The organism is Vibrio sp. YQ_11 (assembly GCF_043103065.1).
GTDB classification, from domain to species: domain Bacteria; phylum Pseudomonadota; class Gammaproteobacteria; order Enterobacterales; family Vibrionaceae; genus Vibrio; species Vibrio parahaemolyticus.
Window position 1 is genome coordinate 1 of record NZ_JBICJM010000009.1, and the last position, 22,804, is coordinate 22,804.

General features: G+C 45.4%; 27 protein-coding genes and 1 pseudogene. 15 read left to right on the forward strand and 13 right to left on the reverse strand.

The annotated features are described in order from the left end of the window. The 4 genes and pseudogenes from ACF8EG_RS05755 to ACF8EG_RS05770 form a co-directional block, all read right to left on the reverse strand. Positions 1-279 (reverse strand): annotated as a pseudogene (locus ACF8EG_RS05755) (flagellin); the annotation flags it as partial. 263 nt (positions 280-542) lie between these two features. Continuing rightward, positions 543-1,676 (reverse strand): flagellin, encoded by a 1,134-nt coding sequence (locus ACF8EG_RS05760; protein WP_020841156.1) that lies wholly within the window; start codon positions 1,674-1,676, stop codon positions 543-545. A 149-nt stretch (positions 1,677-1,825) separates the two neighbouring features. Then, a complete protein-coding gene (locus ACF8EG_RS05765; protein WP_005457759.1) occupies positions 1,826-2,728 on the reverse strand; it encodes a Dyp-type peroxidase in 903 nt (300 codons plus the stop codon). Positions 2,729-2,773: 45 nt separating this feature from the next. Beyond that, positions 2,774-3,259 (reverse strand): DUF2919 domain-containing protein, encoded by a 486-nt coding sequence (locus ACF8EG_RS05770; protein ID WP_005484554.1) that lies wholly within the window; start codon positions 3,257-3,259, stop codon positions 2,774-2,776. Positions 3,260-3,403: 144 nt separating this feature from the next. Between ACF8EG_RS05770 and ACF8EG_RS05775 the strand changes: the two genes are divergently transcribed. Continuing rightward, positions 3,404-3,760 carry a DUF2956 domain-containing protein gene (locus ACF8EG_RS05775; protein WP_020838654.1) on the forward strand — a complete coding sequence of 119 codons (357 nt, stop codon included), beginning with the start codon at positions 3,404-3,406 and terminating at the stop codon, positions 3,758-3,760. A 3-nt stretch (positions 3,761-3,763) separates the two neighbouring features. Beyond that, positions 3,764-4,096 carry a DUF4156 domain-containing protein gene (locus tag ACF8EG_RS05780; protein WP_069507344.1) on the forward strand — a complete coding sequence of 111 codons (333 nt, stop codon included), beginning with the start codon at positions 3,764-3,766 and terminating at the stop codon, positions 4,094-4,096. Positions 4,097-4,130: 34 nt separating this feature from the next. Here the strand turns inward: ACF8EG_RS05780 and ACF8EG_RS05785 are convergent, their stop codons facing one another. Then, entirely contained in the window at positions 4,131-4,418 is a 288-nt protein-coding gene (locus tag ACF8EG_RS05785; protein WP_005494336.1) for a helix-turn-helix domain-containing protein, read from the reverse strand. Positions 4,419-4,712: 294 nt separating this feature from the next. Between ACF8EG_RS05785 and ACF8EG_RS05790 the strand changes: the two genes are divergently transcribed. Genes ACF8EG_RS05790 through ACF8EG_RS05805 form a run of 4 tightly spaced genes read left to right on the forward strand, consistent with a single transcriptional unit; the run spans position 4,713 to position 7,153 of the window. Beyond that, positions 4,713-5,063, forward strand: coding sequence for an ArsC family reductase (locus tag ACF8EG_RS05790; protein ID WP_043038160.1), 351 nt, complete (start codon positions 4,713-4,715; stop codon positions 5,061-5,063). A 19-nt stretch (positions 5,064-5,082) separates the two neighbouring features. Beyond that, positions 5,083-6,219: a succinyl-diaminopimelate desuccinylase gene (gene dapE, locus ACF8EG_RS05795; protein WP_029829377.1), complete on the forward strand. Its 1,137-nt coding sequence runs from the start codon at positions 5,083-5,085 to the stop codon at positions 6,217-6,219. A gap of 32 nt (positions 6,220-6,251) precedes the next feature. Further along, on the forward strand, positions 6,252-6,953 hold the full coding sequence (locus ACF8EG_RS05800) for a M15 family metallopeptidase (RefSeq protein WP_020838652.1): 702 nt from the start codon (positions 6,252-6,254) through the stop codon (positions 6,951-6,953). Beyond that, positions 6,950-7,153: a DUF2897 family protein gene (locus ACF8EG_RS05805; RefSeq protein ID WP_005494327.1), complete on the forward strand. Its 204-nt coding sequence runs from the start codon at positions 6,950-6,952 to the stop codon at positions 7,151-7,153. The genes ACF8EG_RS05800 and ACF8EG_RS05805 overlap by 4 nt, the downstream gene beginning before the upstream one ends. 127 nt (positions 7,154-7,280) lie before the next feature. On the opposite strand, the gene bamC is transcribed toward ACF8EG_RS05805, so the two are convergent. Continuing rightward, positions 7,281-8,300, reverse strand: coding sequence for an outer membrane protein assembly factor BamC (gene bamC / locus ACF8EG_RS05810; RefSeq protein ID WP_025795074.1), 1,020 nt, complete (start codon positions 8,298-8,300; stop codon positions 7,281-7,283). Between the two features lie 52 nt (positions 8,301-8,352). After that, on the reverse strand, positions 8,353-9,231 hold the full coding sequence (dapA, locus tag ACF8EG_RS05815) for a 4-hydroxy-tetrahydrodipicolinate synthase (protein ID WP_005457716.1): 879 nt from the start codon (positions 9,229-9,231) through the stop codon (positions 8,353-8,355). Positions 9,232-9,841: 610 nt separating this feature from the next. On the opposite strand from dapA, the gene ACF8EG_RS05820 reads away from it, so the two are divergent. Continuing rightward, positions 9,842-10,384, forward strand: a complete 543-nt coding sequence (locus tag ACF8EG_RS05820; RefSeq protein ID WP_005465166.1) for a glycine cleavage system protein R — start codon at positions 9,842-9,844, stop codon at positions 10,382-10,384. Positions 10,385-10,400: 16 nt separating this feature from the next. Beyond that, a complete protein-coding gene (gene bcp, locus ACF8EG_RS05825) occupies positions 10,401-10,871 on the forward strand; it encodes a thioredoxin-dependent thiol peroxidase (RefSeq protein ID WP_005481097.1) in 471 nt (156 codons plus the stop codon). A 123-nt stretch (positions 10,872-10,994) separates the two neighbouring features. Here the strand turns inward: bcp and ACF8EG_RS05830 are convergent, their stop codons facing one another. Then, positions 10,995-12,065, reverse strand: a complete 1,071-nt coding sequence (locus tag ACF8EG_RS05830) for an AI-2E family transporter (RefSeq protein ID WP_025795075.1) — start codon at positions 12,063-12,065, stop codon at positions 10,995-10,997. A 1-nt stretch (position 12,066) separates the two neighbouring features. Beyond that, the gene (locus tag ACF8EG_RS05835; RefSeq protein ID WP_023624344.1) at positions 12,067-12,303 is read right to left on the reverse strand and encodes a sulfurtransferase TusA family protein; all 237 of its coding nucleotides are present in this window, start codon (positions 12,301-12,303) and stop codon (positions 12,067-12,069) included. Positions 12,304-12,563: 260 nt separating this feature from the next. Here ACF8EG_RS05835 and ACF8EG_RS05840 point away from each other — a divergent pair, with 260 nt between their 5' ends. From ACF8EG_RS05840 to ACF8EG_RS05855, 4 genes are read left to right on the forward strand one after another with little or no spacing between them, the layout of a single operon-like run. Continuing rightward, positions 12,564-14,015: a M48 family metallopeptidase gene (locus tag ACF8EG_RS05840; protein ID WP_005457720.1), complete on the forward strand. Its 1,452-nt coding sequence runs from the start codon at positions 12,564-12,566 to the stop codon at positions 14,013-14,015. 16 nt (positions 14,016-14,031) lie between these two features. Further along, positions 14,032-14,382, forward strand: coding sequence for an arsenate reductase (glutaredoxin) (gene arsC / locus ACF8EG_RS05845; protein WP_005457719.1), 351 nt, complete (start codon positions 14,032-14,034; stop codon positions 14,380-14,382). Next, complete coding sequence (gene wrbA, locus ACF8EG_RS05850) at positions 14,383-14,967, forward strand: NAD(P)H:quinone oxidoreductase (protein ID WP_025795076.1); 585 nt, start codon at positions 14,383-14,385, stop codon at positions 14,965-14,967. A gap of 40 nt (positions 14,968-15,007) precedes the next feature. Next, a complete protein-coding gene (locus tag ACF8EG_RS05855; protein WP_005457718.1) occupies positions 15,008-15,451 on the forward strand; it encodes a DUF2069 domain-containing protein in 444 nt (147 codons plus the stop codon). A gap of 68 nt (positions 15,452-15,519) precedes the next feature. Here the strand turns inward: ACF8EG_RS05855 and ACF8EG_RS05860 are convergent, their stop codons facing one another. Beyond that, positions 15,520-16,722 carry a DUF2066 domain-containing protein gene (locus ACF8EG_RS05860; RefSeq protein WP_025795078.1) on the reverse strand — a complete coding sequence of 401 codons (1,203 nt, stop codon included), beginning with the start codon at positions 16,720-16,722 and terminating at the stop codon, positions 15,520-15,522. Between the two features lie 429 nt (positions 16,723-17,151). Here ACF8EG_RS05860 and ACF8EG_RS05865 point away from each other — a divergent pair, with 429 nt between their 5' ends. Beyond that, positions 17,152-18,405 (forward strand): uracil-xanthine permease family protein, encoded by a 1,254-nt coding sequence (locus tag ACF8EG_RS05865; protein ID WP_005457676.1) that lies wholly within the window; start codon positions 17,152-17,154, stop codon positions 18,403-18,405. 108 nt (positions 18,406-18,513) lie between these two features. On the opposite strand, the gene upp is transcribed toward ACF8EG_RS05865, so the two are convergent. Continuing rightward, on the reverse strand, positions 18,514-19,140 hold the full coding sequence (gene upp / locus ACF8EG_RS05870; RefSeq protein ID WP_005457783.1) for a uracil phosphoribosyltransferase: 627 nt from the start codon (positions 19,138-19,140) through the stop codon (positions 18,514-18,516). A 180-nt stretch (positions 19,141-19,320) separates the two neighbouring features. Here upp and purM point away from each other — a divergent pair, with 180 nt between their 5' ends. Next, on the forward strand, positions 19,321-20,361 hold the full coding sequence (purM, locus tag ACF8EG_RS05875; RefSeq protein ID WP_005457724.1) for a phosphoribosylformylglycinamidine cyclo-ligase: 1,041 nt from the start codon (positions 19,321-19,323) through the stop codon (positions 20,359-20,361). A 129-nt stretch (positions 20,362-20,490) separates the two neighbouring features. Beyond that, positions 20,491-21,138: a phosphoribosylglycinamide formyltransferase gene (gene purN, locus ACF8EG_RS05880; protein ID WP_025506507.1), complete on the forward strand. Its 648-nt coding sequence runs from the start codon at positions 20,491-20,493 to the stop codon at positions 21,136-21,138. Positions 21,139-21,217: 79 nt separating this feature from the next. Here the strand turns inward: purN and ACF8EG_RS05885 are convergent, their stop codons facing one another. Both ACF8EG_RS05885 and lpcA read right to left on the reverse strand, forming a co-directional pair. Continuing rightward, positions 21,218-22,063 carry a class II glutamine amidotransferase gene (locus tag ACF8EG_RS05885; RefSeq protein WP_053343291.1) on the reverse strand — a complete coding sequence of 282 codons (846 nt, stop codon included), beginning with the start codon at positions 22,061-22,063 and terminating at the stop codon, positions 21,218-21,220. Between the two features lie 52 nt (positions 22,064-22,115). Continuing rightward, positions 22,116-22,691 carry a D-sedoheptulose 7-phosphate isomerase gene (gene lpcA / locus ACF8EG_RS05890; RefSeq protein ID WP_005457680.1) on the reverse strand — a complete coding sequence of 192 codons (576 nt, stop codon included), beginning with the start codon at positions 22,689-22,691 and terminating at the stop codon, positions 22,116-22,118. Between the last annotated feature and the right edge of the window lie 113 nt (positions 22,692-22,804).

Genomic DNA, 22,804 nt, shown 5'->3' on the forward strand with positions numbered 1-22,804 from the left:
ACGCATACGTTGTAGGATGTTGGTGGTCTCGTTCATTGCACCTTCAGCAGTTTGTGCAATAGAGATACCGTCGTTCGCGTTGCGAACAGCCACATCCAGGCCACGGCTTTGTACGTTCAAACGGTTCGAGATTTGTAGACCCGCAGCGTCATCTTTTGCGCTGTTGATTTTGAAACCTGAAGACAAACGCTCCATTGAGGTTTGTTGTGCTGAGTTTGCGTTGTTTAGGTAACGCTGAGCGGTCATCGCTGATACGTTAGTGTTTACATTCACTGCCATGGTGATTTCTCCAATTGATTTTCCGATGTAGCGGTTTCCGACGTCTCGGAAAACCAAGTAGTTCTCTCAAAGTTACTTTTATTAACGGCGCTCAACCTGATTTCTTTAGGGAATTTTTTGGATTTTTTTGAAAAAAGTTCGTTTGGAAAGGGAATCGTGATGAAGCAGATAAAAAAGCAAAAAAACTTCAATTTTTCGCTAAAGCTTCTTTTCGAGCTGTCGATACAACCTGATTTTGCGTTGAAATTAAGAATCCAAATCGCCTAACCAAGCAAGGTAAGTGCGAGGTTTGGCGCCTGTTTAGCTTGGGCTAAAATAGTGGTACTGACTTGTTGCAAGATCTGCTGCTTCACCATTTGCGTGGTTTCTTTGGCGTAATCAGTATCTTGAATACGACTGTTCGATGCCGCTAAATTTTCGTGGATGTTATCTAGATTATTGATCGCATGATTGAAGCGATTTTGATATGCACCTAACTCGGCACGTTGGCTATCGACAAATTTCATCGCCGTATCTAGTACAGCGACAGCTTGCTGCGCCCCACCAACGGTTGTGATGTTCAGGTTATTGACCGCATCATAACCTTTCAACGACATCCCAAGCTCACTCGCAAGATCTCCTGAGAATGAAATCGTTCCGGCGGTTTCTTCTCCTGCCATAAAGATCTGTAACTGACCTTTTTCATTAACAGAAGCCGTCACTTTGTCGGTTTGGCCATTAATGTAGGTCGCGAGTTCTTCAATATCATCACCAGCTTTGGCATTGATTTGGATTTTTTCCGTCTCGCCAGAACGGTTGGTGAAAGACATCGTCAGATCATTGGCGTTCTCTTTTACCTGCCAATCAGAATCAGCACGCCCTTGAGCGACATAACTAAAGCCCCCCATGTCCAACCCGTCAGTGCGCATCGATTTCAACTCAATCTGTACGGCTTCACCAGAAGCTGCACCGATTTGAAAAGACGATTTGCCGAATGTGCCATTCAACAGTTTGCGTCCACCAAAAGATGTGGTTTCCGCAATGCGGTTTAACTCATCGTTTAGCGCGGTGACTTCTTCTTGCAACGCCGTACGCTCGGCTTGGCTGTTTGAGCCATTAGCCGATTGAAGCGACAAATCACGCATACGTTGCATGATGTTCGTCACCTCATTCATCGCGCCTTCTGCGGTTTGCATGATAGAGATGCCATCATTAGCGTTACGAACCGCCACATCCAAACCACGCATTTGTGATTGCAGACGATTGGAGATTTGCAGGCCTGCCGCGTCATCTTTTGCGCTGTTAATACGCTTCCCTGAAGACAAACGCTCCATGGATTGATTCAGCATATCCGTTGCACTGGTCAAATGACGTTGTGCGACAAGTGCTGCAACATTGGTATTAACGGTGATAGCCAAGAGACACAGACTCCAAATAAATTAAGGCTTTGGGTACTTATCGACCAAGCAACAGAAAGATTTAGCGTTTTTTGAAAAGAGATTGGAATGAGAGAATAGAAAACAAAAAACCCTCCGAATGGAGGGCTTTGGAAGCTGTTAACTATTAATTACTTAATGGCCAGTTCTGCTAGCATTTCTTGTGAAGGAGCGAAGAAGTAAGCGCCTGTTACTGCTTTAGTGAAGCGAAGCAGTTGGTCTGTTTTACCGTCGGTTACACCGTACATGCTCTCTAGCATCACTTTGATATTGTGAAGGGTATTGCAGTAAGAGATGAACAACAGACCGTGCGCGCCAGTCACTGTGCCGTATGGCAAGCTATGACGAACAATCTTCAAACCTTTGCCTTCTTCTTTAATATCAACTCGACCAACGTGAGATGCTGCCGGTACGTCTTCTAGCTCGACTGAATCGGGTTTGGTACGACCAATCACTTTCTCTTGAGCTTTGATATTTAGGCGATTCCAAGCTGGCAAGTTGTGCTCAAAACGTTGAACCATAACATAGCTGCCACCAGCATATGGGCCATCTTTTACCAATGCTACGTCAGCGCGAGCGTCCCCTTTCGGGTTTTCTGTGCCGTCGATAAAGTCCGTCATGTCACGTGCATCTAGGTAGCGGTAGCCGTACGTTTCATCCACGACCGTCACATCTTCTGCGATATCGGTTAGGAATTTGCGCAGTACGTAAAAGTGCAAATCGTGGCGAGTAGAGTGGCAGTGAATAAGCACATCAACATCTGTTGTTGGCGCAATAATGTCGCCTTCACCAAGTTGTGGAAAATCAATCAGCTCTTCTGGTGCGTCAATATTTAGGTGCTGCCAGAATGATTTGGTGAATGCGATGGAAATCGTCAGATTAGCGCCCGGTTGACTGTTGTTTAAGTCTTTAACCAGCTCAGGAAGCGCTTTCAGTTTCGCCAATACGTTTTCACGGTTTTGGTTCACTTTTAGTTGAGTGTACAGTGCAAATGGCCCTGCTTCTGGCACGATCGCCGTTTGAGCTTGTGACATTGAGGTATCCTCTATACTTTGCCCCATTGCGGGAAATTATTGTTTTTAATTTTTTGAAGGCTGTTTCGCATCGTGCTCAAGCTGTGGCACGTTAAAACAGTCTTTTACCCATCTTCCGTTGAGAAGATAGATCATAAACCAAGTTAATAAGGTGATGGTTAGAGCATTTGCCCAATTGAATACACCATGTTCTAGGTACACATGATACATGGTCTGAGCGAGTTGAATACCGCACAAGATCAAAGTCATCTCACGGCCATATCGCGTTATTTGATTTACCCAACCACGATCTGGGTGACGCAATCCCATCAGCCACATCAATAACAGGCTTGGAATACCAATCGACAAACCTAAATACAACGTGCTGGAATCAGGATAGACAATGGACAAAAGCTTGCTGCCGCTTTCTCGGCTGACACCCGCCATTGCAAAAACCACCCAAGAGCGAGCCAGAAACATCCATCCTAGCCAAACAAGAATAGGCGCTTTCAAAAATCCATGAGCGTCATATTGGTCAAATGAGTAGCGCACAATATCGTCTTCTTAGTTTCATAAAAACGCCACTTTAACCGATCGATTCAGAGTTGCAAGCAAGCAAAGATGAGAACTAAAGTTCATTTCATCATCTTACGCAGGTAAACTAAACGCAGATTTACAGTGACGTCGATGAGAAACATGAAAAAAAGAACCCCTGCAACCCCAGTTCCTTCTCTAGAAACTCAAACCGAAGCCATGAAGATCGCAAAAGCGACACAGAAACCGGGTCAAACGAAAGAACAAACCAAACTGATTGCTCAAGGTATCGAAAAAGGCATCGCTCAATACAAAAAACAGCAAAAAGAGCGAAATCGTCAAGCAGATAAAGCAAAGAAAAAACAGCAGCGTGAAAAGCTGCGCCAACATGAAGAAGATGTTATCGAGTCAGATAACATCACGGATGATTCGCCAAACCACTTCTCAAGTAAGCTGCCTTGGGCGCTACTTGCGTTAAGTTGGATTGGCTTTGCGGCTTACATTATGTTGGGTAAATAACGGATGAAACAGGTATTACTTGGATTTTTTGTCGTACTTCTCGCTGGGTGTACGATGCCTTCTCACGTGATTCATGCTCAAAGCCAAGATGTTCATATTCGCATTGACGGTCAGTTCAACCCTGAGCGATGCGAATACAAAGGTGAAGTCACTGGAAGCGAGGGCCATTGGTATAACTACATTTTCATGACCAATGACGCGATGATGCAAGGGGCGATGAATGATTTAAAAAACAATGCTGCGGCCATTGACGCGGACACTGTGTTCATGGTTTCTCCGCAAGATTTCATCACCTCATTTAGCGTGCTGGGTTCTGCTTACCTCTGCAATGAGTGACGCCTAGATATGAAAAAAGCCAGCGATTGCTGGCTTATGCACGAAATCCAAGACTGCTAGCGATATCTCTCTCCCGATCTAAAACCCATTGGCTATCAAAAGGTCCCCAATCCGAAAGTTGGTAATAGCCGTCATTATGACGTCGGCCATCTTGAACGAATATGAGTTCAATGCCGATCCCCGGTAATGCCTTTAGTACATCTTGAATTGTACGACGAGGCCACCCCGTTTTTTCGATCAACTTTGGCACATTCGGCCTTTCTAGGTTTTCCACCAACAAGGCCAAATATAGCCGCCTTGCAAAAACAGGACTCAATTCCATTGACACCTCCTAAAATTGTGCTGAATCATTATTTCGTTTTTGCCAAGTAAGATGTTGCGTTTGATCAATAACTCGACTTTTCCACTTGATTTAGGCGTTTTTTTATCCGCTTTATGCCAAATTAAGTTCTGTTTTGGCATGTGAGACCAGTTATCCACTTCTATATGAAAATTATTCTCCACAGCGTTTTGTCAGTTTGATTGCTTCTTGATAGGATGCTGAATCAGCCAAGAAATACCTCCCCAAAGCGCGTTGCGCTCTAGAGAGTAAAAACAGAATAAAAAAGGAAACATTATGACAATTACCATGTTCGGCATTCCAAACTGCGACACCATCAAAAAAGCAAAGAAATGGTTGGAAGCTGAAAACATTACGTTTGATTTTCACGACTACCGCAAACAAGGTATTGATGCTCAAATGGTGACTGAATTTTGTCAGGCGCTAGGCTGGGAACAAGTTCTCAACAAACGTGGCACCACATTCCGCCAACTGACTCAAGAACAAAAAGACACGCTTAACGAAGAAAATGCTATTGCGCTGCTGGTTGACAACCCAGCGATGATTAAGCGCCCAATTCTGAACGTAGACGGCCAACTCCATATCGGCTTCAAAGCAGACCAATACGCTACGATTTTTAATTCATAAATGTAAGGAAGACTCAAGGATGACAGACAGTCCAGTACTGACACTTGCAAAAGACCTGATCAGCCGCCAGTCCGTAACACCTGAAGATGCAGGTTGTCAGGACCTAATGATCGAACGTTTAAAAGCGCTCGGTTTTGAAATTGAAGTTATGGTGTTTGAAGACACCACCAACTTTTGGGCGCGTCGCGGTAACGAAGCACCATTGTTTGCTTTTGCAGGTCACACAGACGTTGTACCCGCAGGCAAGCTAGAACAATGGGATACACCACCGTTTGAGCCAACCATCATTGATGGTTACCTTCATGGTCGCGGTGCGGCCGATATGAAAGGCTCTTTGGCGGCGATGGTAGTGGCCGTTGAACGCTTCATTGCCGAGCACCCAGATCACAAAGGCTCGATTGGCTTTTTGATCACTTCTGATGAAGAAGGTCCTTTCATTAACGGTACCGTTCGCGTCGTAGAAGCGCTGATGGAACGTGGTGAGAACATCGACATGTGCATCGTTGGTGAGCCTTCTAGTACAGAAATTGTGGGTGATGTTGTGAAAAATGGTCGCCGTGGTTCGATTACCGGAGACCTAACCGTAAAAGGCACACAAGGCCACGTGGCCTACCCTCACCTCGCTAATAACCCTGTTCACGCATCGCTACTTGCCATCCACGAACTGGCAACAACAGAGTGGGATAAAGGCAATGATTACTTCCCGCCAACAAGCTTCCAGATTCCCAATGTATCTGCGGGTACAGGGGCTTCCAACGTGATTCCTGGCGAGTTCAACGTTCAATTCAACCTACGTTTTAGCACCGAACTGAACAATGACACTATCGTCCAGCGCGTAACAGAAACACTGGATAAGCATGATCTCAACTACGATCTACACTGGACATTCAACGGCGACCCGTTCTTAACAGACACGGGTGCTCTACTTGATGCTGTGGTCGCTGCCGTAGCGGAAGTGAACAACACCAAACCTGCGCTACTCACAACGGGTGGTACGTCAGACGGACGTTTCATTGCTCGCATGGGCGGTCAAGTTGTTGAGCTTGGACCTGTCAATGCCACGATTCACAAAGTGAACGAATGCGTAAAAGTGGACGATCTTGAGAAGTTGACTGACATGTACGAAAACACCTTAAAACACCTACTCGCGAAGTAATCGCACGTAGTTAACCCATTGATGAGCATACCATGACTCCTGCGCAACTCACCGGAACGACCGATTCTCACCTTCAATCAACCATGGTTGGTCAGAAGGCTTTTTTAATGCATCCCGATGTCGCGAACGATCTGCTCAATATGATCGAAGCAGCAACAAAAGCGGGATTTAAAATGGAAATTGCCAGTGGCTTTCGAGACTTTTCTCGCCAGCGCGCAATTTGGAATGGGAAGTACGAAGGCGAGTTGCCGATTTTGGATTCGAACTCGCAGCCTTTAAATAAGACTGCGTTAAGTGACGAAGAAAAACTAAAGGCCATTCTTCGCTGGTCGGCATTGCCAGGAGGAAGTCGTCATCATTGGGGGTGTGATTTCGATGTGTATGCTCGCAACTTACTTCCACCAGACACCAAGCTGCAATTGGAACCTTGGGAATATCTAGAAGGTCATCAGCTGGCGTTTTATTGTTGGTTAAAAGATCACATTGATGAGTTCGGCTTTTTCTTCCCCTATCTGCAAGATTTAGGTGGCGTCGCCATTGAACCTTGGCACATTAGCCACAAAGCCATCGGTCAACAATGTGCTGCTCAACTGAACGCCGAAATGCTAAAAGATGAGCTGGTTCGACAAAATCAACAACACAACATTGCAGGGTTAGAATCGATACTGAATAATTTAGATAGCATCTTATCTACCTATATTCGCAATATCACCCCACCACCGGAGGCGTTATGATCGAATTTCTTACCAACCCTTGGGTGATCATCATTGTGGTCTTGAGTGTGATCATCGGGAACATTGCCGCTCTGAAGTACACCGCCAAAATGAAGTTCAACCAGATGGATAAAGGTCGCAAGAACGATTTGGATCGTCTAAACGAACTAGATAAAGAACGTTACGGCGACGATGAAAGTAACAAACACGAACAAAAATAAGCGGCTTTCTAGTCGCTCTTGCTAATTGAGTTAAGCGTCTGAATGCTGTGACTTGGACTATGCTCCGAGCAACGAAAAACGATCAAAAAAGGGACCGAATGGTCCCTTTTTACTTCAACTATCTAACTTACTCTTTCACCACCGCACCAAGAACTGGCACTAGAGATTTCAAGAACTCTTCATCAACAGGTTTGCCTGATGAATCGGTAATGTTAATAGAAGTTCGGTTGCCCAAGTCCCCTAGCAAGAAGGTGTATTTACCTGCTTTTAGGTCGACTGGTTTCACGCCAATTTCATTCCAGAATTCATCATCTGGAGATGCATACTTCGCTGTTACCGTACCTTGTGACTGGCTGCGCTCTTCAATCGTGAAACCCATCTTAGGTAAAATGTTCGGTAAACGCTGCCACAATACATTGTATTGCGCACGAGCGATGATAACAGGCAGACCACTGCGGTCTTTGCCCATCGTGACAGGAATCTGTTTCACCAACTCTTGAGCTTTACGCTGCGCTTCTTCACGAACTTCTTGATCGTAACGAGCCGTTACTAAGTTAGTCATGAACACGTTGTAACGCTCGCGGTTAGTCGCAGTCACTTCCTTAACTTGATCGCCTTCACGCCAGTCAATTAAGCTCACTTTGAAACCGTGTCGGCCATTTGCTTCTGCACGAGAGATCTCGTATCGGCTACCAATTTCTAGCTCTTCGTCAGGAGAGTTCCACGTTACCCAACCTGTCTCGATTCGAGAATCGGTTTGGCTTTCCACTGGAATTTTTCTTGCTTCAACCATGCCTTGCACAGTTTGCCAAACTTTATCTAGCTCATCTTTGCGCAATAGCCAAAGTGTCACTTCACCGTTACTACTGCGATCTAGGCGCGCACCAGGAATCAACTCAAGTACTTGCTGAGGTGGACGGATATCAACCGACTTCCCTAAGCCACCCGCATAACTGCCCTGAGGGATGTCATAGTTTGGGTAGAACTGAGGTTGAGCTCCTTGCGGAACGTTCCATGCCTCTAGAGCTGGTGTGTTCAAATACTCGAAATCGTCTTTTGCTTGACGACGTTGGTTGGCACCACCTGAACAGGCAGTCAATACGAATACAGCTAATGAACTTAACACTAACTGGCTTGAAAGCTTCATCTATACTCCTAAAACACTGAGGGCTTAATCGCCCCCAGTATGAACTTCAATCCTAGTAAATACCTGCGTCTGTCAACGCCTGTTCCACGATCGGCTGCGATTTTTCAGAAAGTGCGGTTAAAGGAAGACGCAAGCCACCTTCTTCAATCAAACCCAGCTTATGCGCTGCCCATTTTACTGGGATCGGGCTTGATTCAACGAATAGGTTTTTATGCAGAGTCATCAAACGTTGGTTAATGATTTCTGCCTCTTCGAATTTACCTTCACTTGCCAAATGGAACATGTCTGCCATGTCTTTCGCTGCAATATTGTTCGTTACCGAGATAACACCATTGCCGCCCAGTTTCACGAATTCCAAGCCCGTCGCATCATCACCACTTAGTAAGATAAAATCTTCGCCACAAAGTTCACGGTGAAGTGCAATTCGGCTCAAATCGCCCGTCGCATCTTTTAGAGCAACGATATTATCAAGCTTTGACAAGCGTGCCACTGTCTCAGGTTGCAGATCTACGGCAGTACGACCCGGTACATTGTACAAAATTAGAGGTACGTCGCTCGCTTCTGCGATCGCTTTGTAATGCTGGAACAAACCTTCTTGTGTTGGTTTGTTGTAATAAGGCGTCACACTCAAGAAACCTGCGATACCAGAATCCGCGAGTAATTTGCTAAATGTCACGGCTTCGTGGGTTGCATTTGCACCCGTGCCGGCAATCACAGGGATGCGACCGTTGGCAAACTCAACAGTTTTATTAACGACCTTTACATGCTCTTCAATGGTCAGTGTCGCTGACTCACCTGTCGTGCCTACTGCCACAATACCGTCTGTACCCGCTTCGATGTGGTACTCTACTAGCTTTTGTAGACCGTCGAAATCTACTTCACCATCTGCTTTGAATGGTGTAATCAGCGCTACGATACTTCCTGAAAACATGTTTATCTCCCTCATTTAACTCTTTCTGCATGGTACTGTAATGCGATTGAAAAACACAAGAGCGTAAACTCGCTTACAAAGTACAAATGAATGAATAATTATCAGTTGTTAGAGGTCTAGCAACTTAATTGCGCAATTTGGTCTTATTCCCAGCAATTTTGATAATCGTCTTGGTTATATGGTTTTGTGCCTAAGCGGCCCAGAAAGGCTTGTTTTAGTGAGAATGACTTGGGTATGAGCCTTTAATTATCTAGGCGACAAGCCACGGGTAACTTCACCAAAGAATTTTTGCGGCCTATTGTTACGCTCAGAAATATACGCTTTAGCGACATTTATCAAGTCAGGTTTTAGTGAATAAAAAGGCTAGTTTAGCGCCAAATAAACCACTGATAGAGGCTCGCCAAGTTTTCACTGCTCATATTGTACTTATTTTCGGCATTTTCCCTGCTCGATGGCCTTCTGTCTCCCAGTCTACCCCATACTCACTACTTAGCACTTCACCTTTTTTAATCTCAATTATCCTACGAACTAAAAAAAGAACTCACTCGATATTTCTCTTCGATATCTGTGCTAACATCTCTCTATTGAAGAAAGGACAAGAAGCTTATTTATGAAGCAACATCTGGTACTTACAGCAGTTGGAACGGATCGTCCGGGCATTTGTAACCAAGTGGTTAAGCTCGTGACTCAAGCTGGTTGTAACATCGTTGATAGCCGCATCGCTATCTTTGGCAATGAATTTACTCTGATCATGCTACTGACTGGAAATGCCAGTCACATCACTCGTGTTGAAACACAGCTACCACTATTAGGGCAAGAGCATGACCTAATCACCATCATGAAGCGAACGTCTGCGCACGAGCTGCTCGACAACAGTTACACGATGGAAGTCTTTATCGAATCTGAAGATCGCCCAGGACTGACAGAGAAATTTACTCAGTTCTTCGCAGACCAGCAAATTGGCTTAGATTCGCTCAGCGCACAAACCATTAGCAAGTCCAAACTGCAGCTTGATGCTGACCAATTTCATATTGCGATCACCGCATCGGTCAGTGCCGATTGCAACCTGATGCAATTACAAGAAGATTTTGATGAACTTTGTAAGTCGCTCAACGTACAAGGTTCTCTGAATTTCATTAAAAACACACTATAAAGTAAAGGAAATTATAATGAATACGCTGACAGCAGGCTCGCCAGCGCCAGCCTTCTCTTTGCTCGACCAAGACGGCAATACTGTTACTCTTGATGACTTTAAAGGCAAGAAAGTCCTTTTCTATTTCTACCCAAAAGCCATGACTCCAGGCTGTACCACGCAAGCAAAGGGCCTGCGTGATGTAAAAGCAGAACTAGATGCGCACAACGTGGTTGTTCTGGGTGTCAGTATCGACCCAGTTAAGCGCCTAGGAAAGTTCATTGAACGTGATGAGCTAAACTTCACGCTACTGTCTGACGAAGATCACGCTGTTGCTGAACAATTCGGTGTGTGGGGCGAAAAGAAATTTATGGGCAAAGTTTACGATGGCCTTCACCGCATCAGCTTCTTAATTAATGAAGAAGGCGTGATTGAGCACGTATTCAACAAGTTCAAAACGAAAGATCACCACGAAGTGGTTCTGAACTACCTAAACGAAAACGCCTAATACGAGCTCGTTTAGAGTCATACGTTAAGAGTTAACGTTCTAAGAATCGAAAAAGCCCAGCATTGATTGCTGGGCTTTTTATTCAATCGAATAATCACGGAGCTTTGCTCAATGTCGAACGCGTTACTCTTGGACGGGTTCGCTCTCTTCGGTGCTTGGTAGCGCATTCCAAACGGCTTTCACTAACGTCGCTAATGGGATCGCAAAGAAGACTCCCCAGAATCCCCATAAACCGCCAAACACCAGTACCGCAACAATAATCGCAACCGGGTGAAGGTTAACCGCTTCTGAAAATAGAACTGGCACAAGCACATTACCATCTAGCGCTTGGATGATGCCGTAAGCCACCAACAACCAGTAGAATTGTGGCGTCATGCCCCATTGGAACAAACCAACAATCGCAACCGGTACGGTTACCGCAGCTGCACCAATATATGGAATCAATACCGACAAGCCTACAGCAACGGCCAAGAGCGCGGAGTAACGTAGGTCTAGAATCGCGAATGTTACATAGCTCACGCCACCAACAATCAAGATTTCCAGCACTTTCCCGCGAATGTAGTTCGAGATTTGCTCGTTCATCTCGTGCCAAACTTTGTTCGCCAGCTTACGGTTTTTCGGCAAAATGCCGCTCGCCATTCTAAGCATTTCTTCTTTGTCTTTAAGTAGGAAGAAAATCAGCAGCGGCACCAAAATCAAGTACACCGCCAATGTGGCAATACTAACTAACGATGCAAGTGAGCCTTTTACCACGCTTTCACCCAAACCTAGTGCTTGGTTTTTTGCGTTGGTCACGACGGTTTCTACAATTTGTAGGTTCGCCAGTTCCGGATGGCGCTCAGGCAACGTCATGATGAACTTTTGCAGCCCGTTATACATGTTCGGAATATCGTTGATTAAGTTGCCAACCTGAGTCCAGATCGTCGGAACCAAACCAAATAAGGCAATCAACATGATGCTGATAAAAATCAGCAGAACAATAATCACTGATAAGGTGCGAGGCACACCCATACGAGACAATTTAACCACTGGCCATTCTAGGAGATATGCCAATACGATCGCCACCAGCAATGGCGCAATCAAATGCCCAAAGAAGTAAATGGTGATAAAACCAAACAGCAAAATGGCGACAAGGCTTACTGCGTGGGGATCTGAGAAGCGGCGTTGATACCAACGACTTACCATTTCGAACATCTTATGCGGATTCCTTATTGAAAACAGTCAATGTGTAGTGCTCTGGTGTAGATTGGCAATCAACCACGTACCCTTGAGTACGAAGGTAATTCACAATGTCTCGTTTAGAGCTGTTATCCACCACTTGAATGACAAGGTGATGATACTGCGATTCTTCATCCTGAAAGACCTCAGCAGCGTGACGCTTGGCAAGTAACAGCGCCATTGGGCAGCGTTGCTCGCGCAAATCAAGTAACATGGATTCCATTGTATTGCTCTGCACTTATGATAGGGTTGTATTGTAACGGCTTTTTGAGCTGGTGCTAGCACTTCTGACATGATTTAACCGCATGCTGAAATGACTCGGATATAAAACAATTTACGAAACCAATTCATTTATTTTTGGTCTTAGTGCTAGCCTATTCATCCTAGAGGATGACCATAAAGTATAGTGGTGATGTTGTGAGGTACTCGACCTCCAACCACGTACTTAGGTATTTTGGAGAATCTTTAAACCGTATGTTAAAACGCACTCGCTCGCTCGTTTGTTTGTGCCTTGCTGCTGCAATCAGTTCACCAACGACTTACGCCAATAGCATCGACTTGCCTGATATTGGTACGGCAGCTGGCGGCACGCTTTCTATAGACCAAGAGTTGATTTATGGCGACGCGTACATGCGCATGCTCAGAGCCAGTAAGCCTATCGTCAACGATCCGGTCATCAACGAATATATCGATTCCCTCGGACACCGCCTCGTTGCTAATGCGAACGATGTAAAAACGCCGTTCCACTTCTTCATGATTCGTGATCGTAATATCAACGCCTTTGCCTTTTTTGGCGGTTACGTTGCATTGCACTCAGGGCTATTTCTTCATGCTCGTAGCGAAAGTGAACTCGCATCCGTTGTCGCGCACGAAATTGCGCACGTAACACAGCGCCACCTAGCGCGCAGTATGGAAGACCAAGCAAGGCGCTCTCCAGCGACTTTAGCCGCGCTTGCTGGTGCATTGTTACTTTCGATTGCTTCACCAGAAGCTGGCATGGCAGCGATTACCGCCGCAACAGCAGGCAACATGCAAAGCCAAATCAACTACACTCGCTCAAACGAGAAAGAAGCCGACCGCTTCGGTATCGCAACCTTGGCGAAAGCAGGATTTGATGTGCAAGCAATGCCGCGTTTCTTTGGACGTTTAGCTGATGAGTACCGCTACGCGAGTAAACCGCCACCAATGCTACTGACTCACCCTTTACCAGAAGACCGTGTAGCAGATAGCCGTCAACGTGCACAAGCCTATCCCCCAATGCGCATTGCACCTTCTATCGATTACCATTTGGCGCGCGCACGCATTGTGGCGCGATATGCCGGTATCGACGGACAAGCCGCACTAGGTTGGTTTGAGCGTACTCAAAAGAAAGCTTCAGCGGACATCATGCCGTCATTTGATTACGGCCGAGCGCTGGTTCATCTGGACAACAAACGCTTATCACAAGCAGAACCGATTTTGAAAAAACTGTTAGCGCAAGATCCGGGAAACCCATTCTATTTAGATGCAATGACCGATCTATACATCGAGAAAAAACAGCCACAAAAAGCCGTTGAGTTACTAAATAGCGCGCTAAAGCGTAATCCTCAAAACAAAGTATTAACAATTAACTACGCCAACGCGTTGCTTGAAGCAAACCAAAATGATCAAGCGGTGCGTACACTTCAGCGTTATACACACGATAACCCAGAAGATAGCAATGGCTGGCAACTATTATCGAAAGGCTATCATGCCCTTGGACGTAGTGATGAAGAGCTTGCAGCACGCGCGGAAATTCTGGCACTAAGAGCAAACTGGAATAAAGCGATTCAATATTACAGTGAAGCAAGTAAAATGGCCGAATTGGGTAGCTTAGAACAAGCGCGATACGATGCTCGTATCGACCAACTCATGATCCAACGAGATCGATTCATGGCATTACAATAACGAAATGGAGAAAACCATGTCAGTCGTGATTTATCACAACCCACGTTGCTCAAAGAGCCGTCAAACTCTTGAGTTACTTGAGCAAAATGGTGTTACACCGGAAGTCGTAAAATACCTAGACACGCCACTAAATGTGGATGAACTAAAAGCGCTATACGCTCAACTCGGCTTCTCATCAGTACGTGAAATGATGCGTACAAAAGAAGACGTTTACAAAGAACTTGGTTTAGGCGAAGCATCAGTAAGTGACGAACAATTGTTCGAAGCGATGGCGCAAAACCCAAAATTGTTCGAACGTCCAGTTGTTGTAGCAAACGGCAAAGCTAAAATTGGTCGCCCACCAGAGCAAGTGTTGGATATTCTATAAATGGATTGCCAGATCCTTATTTTGTACTTCAGCCGTCATGGCTCAACAAAACAACTGGCAAGACAGATAGCAAGAGGAGTCGAATCGACTCCTCAATGCCAAGCAATTTTGCGTACAGTTGAAGAATTGTCACCTCACTCACATACCCCTTCCGATCCAATTGTTACTCTAGAGGAACTGAAAAAGTGCGACGGTCTAGCGTTCGGTAGTCCCGTTTGGTTTGGCAATATGGCAGCGCCTTTAAAGCACTTTTGGGATCAAACCACCCCTTTGTGGGTTAGCGGTGACTTAATCGATAAGCCAGCTTGTGTATTTACCTCATCATCTTCGATGCATGGCGGTCAGGAGACCACACTTCAAAGTATGATGACGCCATTACTGCATCACGGGATGATGGTACTTGGTATTCCTTACGCTGAACCAGAGCTGCATTCGACCCAATCTGGTGGCACACCCTACGGTGCCAGCAGTGTAGGACACGAACCAAGTCTCACAGCGGAGGAGACTCGCCTGGCACAACAATTAGGTAAACGACTAGCAACAGCAGCGTTAAAGCTCAAAGCTTGTCACGAATACCAGTATTAATAATCAGTAGAATTGGTATCAATTCAAGGATAGAGAATCGATGTCTGACTCTTTCGAAGAACAACCACCTCTTGGTGCTCAAGCAAAAACATATCGCTACCTCGCTTTGTTCGGCAACTTAGCTTTATTAGCATGGGTCGCGATTTGGCAACTCGCTTTATCTCCTCACCCTCATCTGAGTAGCACAACACTCGCGATTGCATGGTGTATTCCGTTATTGCTACCTTTACCTGGCATCTTAGCGGGCAAACCTTACACGCATGCATGGGCGAACTTTGTCTTGATGCTGTATTTCTTGCACGCCCTCACTATCTTGTACGTGGACGGTGGTGAACGGTGGTTGGCAGCGGTTGAGCTGGTGCTTACCTCTCTTGGTTTTGCTGGCAATATTTTATTTGCTCGTGCTCGAGGAAAAGAGCTAGGCCTTAAACTCAAACGCTTGTCACAAGTAGAAAAAGAAGAAAAAGCGAAGTTCAATAAATAACTTCTCTGATTCAAAAACAAAAAGAGTCGCAATTGCGACTCTTTCTTTATTCTATGCCCAAACGCGGATTAACTTTGCGAAGTAGAATTCCACTCATAAATCAGATCGTATTGATCTTGCACTTGAGGAATCACAACAGGCTGTTGTACTTGCGCTGCTGGCACAGTTTCCTCAACGGCTTGAACCAACGTTTTTGGTTGCCCTTCTACAGCTTGAGCCTCTGAAGGTAGAGTTTCTACCGATTGATCTTCCGATGGCGTCACTTCTTCAACGTCACCGAGTGGATCTTCAAATTCCATCAATTGTGAGATAGACGAAGCCTCTTGCTCAAATGCTTGTTGTGAAGCAAGCAAATGAATAGTCAGCGTTAACTCACTGCCTTGTACACGCTTGATTTCAGTGCCCGCCACTGAATTCAATTTGGTAAGTGCATTTTCTAAACGGAAGAAATCAGCAGCAGACGTTACATTTAACACTTTCACGTTCACAGCTTTAGAAGACTTGCCTGAGACAACAACGGCGTTTTTACTTGCGTAGTAATCAGCAATACCATCCACCATTGCGGAAATAGCGTCTGCACCTGTTGCCGACCCGCTGCGTGGAGAAGTTTGCGCATCAATAATCTTTGCAGGCGCTTGGTCATACAAAGTCCAACGAATCTGCTCGCCTTGCGCACGAATAATTAATACCGCGTCCGCTGGGTAACGCTGGCTGGCTTGGCTAATCGGTTCAATGAAACCGCCCCAAAGATCAGACGTGTTTACGCCCGTGACATCGTCAAAATCCCCAACAGGAATCGTAATTGGAAGGCCACGAGCTTCCGTTGCTTTTTTCAACGCAGCAACGTTGGCAGAATCAGAATGTTCCCATGCAATTGCGCGGTCGTAATCTTGCTCTTCCACCAGCCAAACCAAAATATTGGCACGATTCGGTGACCATGAAGGCAACTGAGCTTGAGTCAAAAGCGATTGAATTTGCCCACTGTTAAACAACATTTTAAGACTTGCTTTACCATCAACTTGGCTTTTCCCAAGCTGAGAAATATAGCGAGAGCTAGAACTCAGCGCCTTTTGGATAACAGGGTTGCTTAGAGAAGATTGAGAACCAGTCGCTCGAACAATCACATCTTTCATACCTTGTTCACGAGCCGCAGACTCACCGTCGTTCTGCTCACTGTCGATAACCACTTCGGCACGATAGATATCTACCTGAGTTAATGCATACACCGGCAGGGACAACCAACCGATCAGTAAGAGAGCTAAATAGCGCATAGTTTTCATAATCCTCTAAACAAGAACCCGCATAATAAGCAACTATCAAACCTTGAGCAAGGCGCGTACTGAGTGAATTGTTTGTAGTTTGACCAAGTTAATGCCGTTTTTTGCATCACTAGGTGATTAATTAACGTTACCCCATCAACATGAACTCATATCGATGCATATTGAAAGACATAAAACCTGATATTCATTGCTCTTGAAGCTTCATTTTAAAGAGCGCTTATTAGCTCACAGCACATCGATGTTCTTTGAATGGCTTAATTTGGACTCGTAAAATCGTCCATTTTGCAAGCAACCAACTCTCAAAACATTCGTTTGGATGATAAATTCATTCGAAAGTTTGATCTAAGCAACGTTGCAAACGATTGCAGGATGATAGAATTCGTCGGATTTGTCTGCGTATCTTTGAAATAGGGAATTATTATGAAAAATGCGTTACAAGGCGCTCAAATGCTCTTTGTCGCTTTTGGTGCTCTCGTGCTCGTGCCGCTTCTGACTGGTCTCGATCCAAACGTAGCCCTCTTTGGTGCCGGTGTCGGTACTCTCCTCTTCCAATTAATCACTAAACGTTCTGTCCCAATCTTCCTTGCCTCTTCTTTTGCGTTTATTGCTCCTATTATGTTCGGTATCCAAACTTGGGGTATTGGTGCAACTATGGGTGGCTTGATGGCGGCAGGTTTGGTTTACGTTGCACTTGGCGCGATGATCAAAGTGCGTGGTGTAGGGTTTATCCATAAGATTTTGCCACCGGTTGTAGTTGGCCCCGTGATCATGGTTATCGGCCTTGGCCTTGCGCCAACGGCAGTTAACATGGCGGTAGGTAAAACGGGCGACGGTGCGGTTCAGTTAGTAAATGGCGATGCTGCGGTCATTATCTCTGCGGTTTCGCTGCTAACGACGATTGCACTTAGCGTGTTCGCAAAAGGGTTCCTAAAACTGGTTCCTATCGTGGGTGGTATTTTGGCGGGCTATTCAGTATCCCTATTCTACGGTGTGGTTGACTTTACACCTGTGGCTCAAGCAGCTTGGCTTGCAATGCCCAACTTCACCATGCCTGAGTTCAACATCAACGCGATTCTATTCATGATCCCAGTTGCAATCGCTCCTGCGGTAGAGCACGTGGGTGACATGTTGGCTATCTCAAATGTAACGGGTAAAAACTACCTGAAGAAACCGGGCCTACACCGCACTATCGCGGGTGACGGAATCGCGACAATTGCAGCATCAATGGTTGGTGCGCCGCCAAACACTACTTACAGTGAAGTAACAGGCGCGGTAATGCTGACCAAAGCTTTCAACCCTGTAATCATGACTTGGGCTGCTATTACCGCTATTGTTCTTGCGCTGGTAGGTAAGCTAGGTGCGATTCTGCAAACCATTCCTGTGCCAGTAATGGGCGGCATCATGATTCTTCTGTTCGGTTCTATCGCAACCGTCGGTTTGAATACGCTGATTAAGAACAACGTTGATCTACACAAATCTCGTAACCTAGTGATCGTTGCAGTAACACTGGTATTTGGTATCGGTGGTATGGCTTTCGGTATCGGCGAGTTCAGCCTACAAGGTGTAAGCCTATGTGGTATCGTGGCAATCCTTCTTAACCTAGTGCTGCCACACGACCTTGGTGAAAACCACGTGGTTGATAACGCTCAAATGGAAGAAGAAAGCGCGAAGTAATTCGACTGCGCGACTTTTAAGTGGCGCACTTTAACCTTTCTAAATAAATAAACAGCAACAAAAAAGGCTTGGTGAAAACCAAGCCTTTGTTTTATTCGGAGTAACTAATTACTTAGTACCGAAAATCTTATCACCTGCATCACCAAGACCAGGAACGATGTAGCCTTTGTCGTTTAGCTTCTCATCGATTGCCGCAGTGTAAAGCTCAACGTCTGGGTGCGCTTTTTCTAGTGCTTCAATACCTTCAGGAGCAGCAACTAGAACAAGAACTTTAATTGACTGACAGCCTTTCTCTTTTAGTAGGTCGATAGTTGCGATCATAGAACCGCCAGTTGCTAGCATTGGGTCAACAACTAGAGCAATACGCTCATCAATGTTAGACGCTAGCTTGTTGAAATAAGGTACTGGCTCAAGTGTTTCTTCATCACGGTAAATACCAACAACACTGATACGAGCGCTTGGCATGTGCTCAAGAACGCCATCCATCATACCTAGACCTGCACGTAGGATTGGCACTACTGTTACTTTTTTACCTTTGATTTGGTCAACTTCTACCGGACCATTCCAACCTTCAATGGTTACTTTCTCTGTTTCAAAGTCTGCTGTCGCTTCGTAAGTAAGTAGGCTACCGACTTCTGTCGCTAACTCACGAAAACGCTTTGTGCTGATGTCACCTTCTCTCATTAGACCAATTTTGTGTTTTACAAGAGGGTGCTTTACTTCAACAACTTTCATGTCCATCTCCGGCTATAGTTGGCAATATTTAAACAAACCTTCAGATTATACATGATTTTCGCAGGTATTTCAGGATATATCACTAAAGAAAAAAACCGACGCAAACGTTTGCTATCTGTATTTAACCACTGGTAGAATAGCGCCGTTTTCATATCCAACTTAAATACCGAGGACTTCCCTGTGAGTGGTAACAACTCTTCTCTTAGCTATAAAGACGCTGGTGTCGATATTGATGCAGGCAATGCGCTTGTAGATCGTATTAAGGGTGCGGTGAAACGTACTCGTCGCCCTGAAGTGATGGGTGGTATCGGTGGTTTTGGCGCTTTATGCGAATTGCCAACCAAATACAAACAACCTGTACTGGTTTCTGGTACTGACGGTGTAGGCACAAAACTTCGCCTAGCACTGGATATGAACAAGCACGACACTATAGGCATCGACCTAGTGGCAATGTGTGTAAACGACCTCATCGTTCAAGGTGCAGAGCCCCTATTCTTCCTAGATTATTACGCGACTGGCAAGCTAGATGTAGACACAGCAGCAGACGTGGTTTCTGGTATTGCTGATGGCTGTGTTCAAGCTGGTTGTGCGCTTATCGGTGGTGAAACCGCTGAAATGCCAGGCATGTACGAAGGCGAAGACTACGACGTTGCGGGTTTCTGTGTAGGCGTAGTAGAAAAAGAAGACGTGATTGACGGCACTAAAGTAGCAGCAGGCGACGCACTTATCGCTGTTGGCTCAAGCGGTCCACACTCAAACGGTTACTCACTGATCCGTAAGATTCTAGAAGTTTCTGGCGCAGATAAAAACGAAGAGCTAGCAGGTCGCACTATCGGTGAGCACCTACTAGAACCAACGAAGATTTACATCAAATCCGCACTTAAGATGATTGAGAAACACGATATCCACGCGATTTCTCACATTACGGGTGGTGGTTTCTGGGAAAACATCCCTCGCGTACTGCCTGAAGGCACAAAAGCCGTTATCGACGGTAACAGCTGGGAATGGCCAATCATTTTCAAATGGCTGCAAGAGAAAGGCAACGTTGAAACACACGAAATGTACCGTACGTTCAACTGTGGTGTTGGTCTAGTCGTTGCACTACCAAAAGACCAAGCAGACGCGGCGGTTGCACTTCTTAAAGAAGAAGGCGAAAACGCATGGGTGATTGGTGAAATTGCTCAAGCAGAAGCAAATGAAGAGCAAGTTGAAATCAACTAACTTGTGAATCACGCTAAAAAATAAAATGAATGAGGACGCCACGTCCTCATTCTGCTATCTGGAACATCGAAAACCATCCTAATAGTAGGTAATTTATAGAACCTACAATATCAAGGCAGCCCCAACATCATGAAAAACATCGTGGTCCTAATTTCAGGTAACGGCAGTAACTTACAAGCCATTTTAGAAGCTTGTGAAAACAGCATGCCTAACGCACACGTTGCAGCAGTATTTTCTAATAAATCTGACGCATACGGTCTAGAACGTGCAAAACAATTTAGTGTTGATGGCCACTTTGTTGACCCTAAAGCGTTCGAGTCACGCGAGGCATTCGATGCCGAGTTGATGCAACAAATTGACAAGTATCAGCCCGATGTTGTCGTTCTTGCTGGGTACATGCGCATTCTTAGCGGTGCATTTGTTTCGCACTATCTCGGTAAGATGATCAACATTCACCCTTCTCTTCTACCTAAATACCCAGGTTTACACACCCACCAGCGCGCGATTGACGCCAAAGACAAAGAGCACGGTACAAGTGTTCACTTTGTCACAGAAGAGTTAGACGGTGGTCCCGTAGTTCTTCAAGCAAAAGTGCCAGTATTTGAAGATGATGATGCAGCAGCACTCGCTGCGCGTGTACAAACTCAAGAGCACACCATTTACCCTATCGTGACTAAATGGCTCGTTGAAGAGCGTTTAATCATGCAAGATGGCAGAGCTTGGTTAGATGGCAAAGAACTCGGCCCTCATGGCTACGCAGCCGCTGAAGAAGAATAAGTACTTTTTAACGCATCAAAAAAGGCAGTCGAGTGACTGCCTTTTTGTTATTTGGAAAACTTGATGTCTAGAAACGTCGTTATTCCAACGGTTCGGTCGGAGCTTGATTACCCGGTTTGGGCGCTGCAAATGGCACATCTTTCAAATCAGATGCATTGTTTTGGATCAGTTCACCAAGGTGAAACAAACCATATTCACCGGGCTTCATTCGATGCCAAGTCTCATTGCCGGTTAAAGGCTGAGTTGCAATGACAGAAACAACATCGTTTGGTGTTGTTTCTTCTTGGAAGTTGATCTCCACATCTTCATCTAGCAAAGCGGCCTTGCCAAACGGTGCGCGACGCGTAATCCAATACAAGTGATTAGTACAATACGTCATGACAAATTCGCCGTCGCTGAGCAACATATTGAACACGCCTTTTTCTTTGAACTGATCGCAACACTTAGCGATGTAGAGAAAAACAGATTCCATGTCCTGAGGAGGCTCTGGATATCGATCTTCCATCTGCTTTAGCAGCCAACAAAACGCAAGCTCACTGTCTGTTTGACCAACAGGACGATGGCGCCCAGTGTACAGATCTTGGTAATCAGACAGCTGGCCATTGTGAGCAAAGGTCCAATACTTGCCCCACAACTCACGTGTGAATGGGTGCGTATTTTCTAAATTCACTCCGCCACGGTTTGCTTGGCGAATATGACTCACAACCGCACGACTTTTGATCGGATAGTTTTGCACCAATTCAGCGATTTGGGACTCACAGCTTGGTTTTGGATCTTTAAAGGTTCGAAAACCTTTACCTTCATAAAAAGTAATTCCCCAACCATCACGGTGCGGGCCAGTACGACCTCCACGCTGCATCAGCCCTGTAAAGCTGAAACAGATATCCGTTGGAACATTGGCGCTCATGCCGAGCAATTCACACATCGTTTAACGAACTCCTTACCTAAACCACAGCCGAAAAAGTGGCTGCAGAAAATTATTCCATCTCTTTTTCAATCAACTGAATGATGATGTGAATAATCTTAATATGTACTTCTTGAATACGGTCTGCATAACCAAAGTGTGGTACACGAATTTCAACATCAGCAAGACCAGCCATTTTACCGCCATCTTTACCCGTCAGTGCGACGGTCTTCATGCCTTTCGCTTTCGCAGCTTCAATCGCTTTAAGAATATTGCCTGAGTTGCCAGATGTCGACAAACCAAACAGAACATCACCTTTGCGGCCTACCGCTTCAACGTAACGAGAAAAGACAAAGTCGTAACCAAAATCGTTACTGACACAAGAAAGGTGGCTTGGATCTGAAATCGCAATACCAGCGTATCCTGGGCGATTATCACGGTAACGCCCTGTTAGCTCTTCTGCGAAGTGCATTGCATCACAGTGCGAACCACCGTTACCGCACGACAGCACCTTACCATCTTGCTTAAAAGAATCGGCAATCATCTTCGCTGCCGCTTCGATTTGAGCAATGTTATGGTCATCGCTTAAAAATTTGTTGAGCACTTCAGCAGCTTCGTTCAATTCACTTCTAATCAGATCTTGGTACATAAGACGTTCTCTTTATTATTTCGGGCGTAAATGCGCATTCGCTTCGCCTTAGTAAATGGTTCTGATGCCATTTTAGCACCGGACATTTCATAACACTGAGTTTACCCACAAAC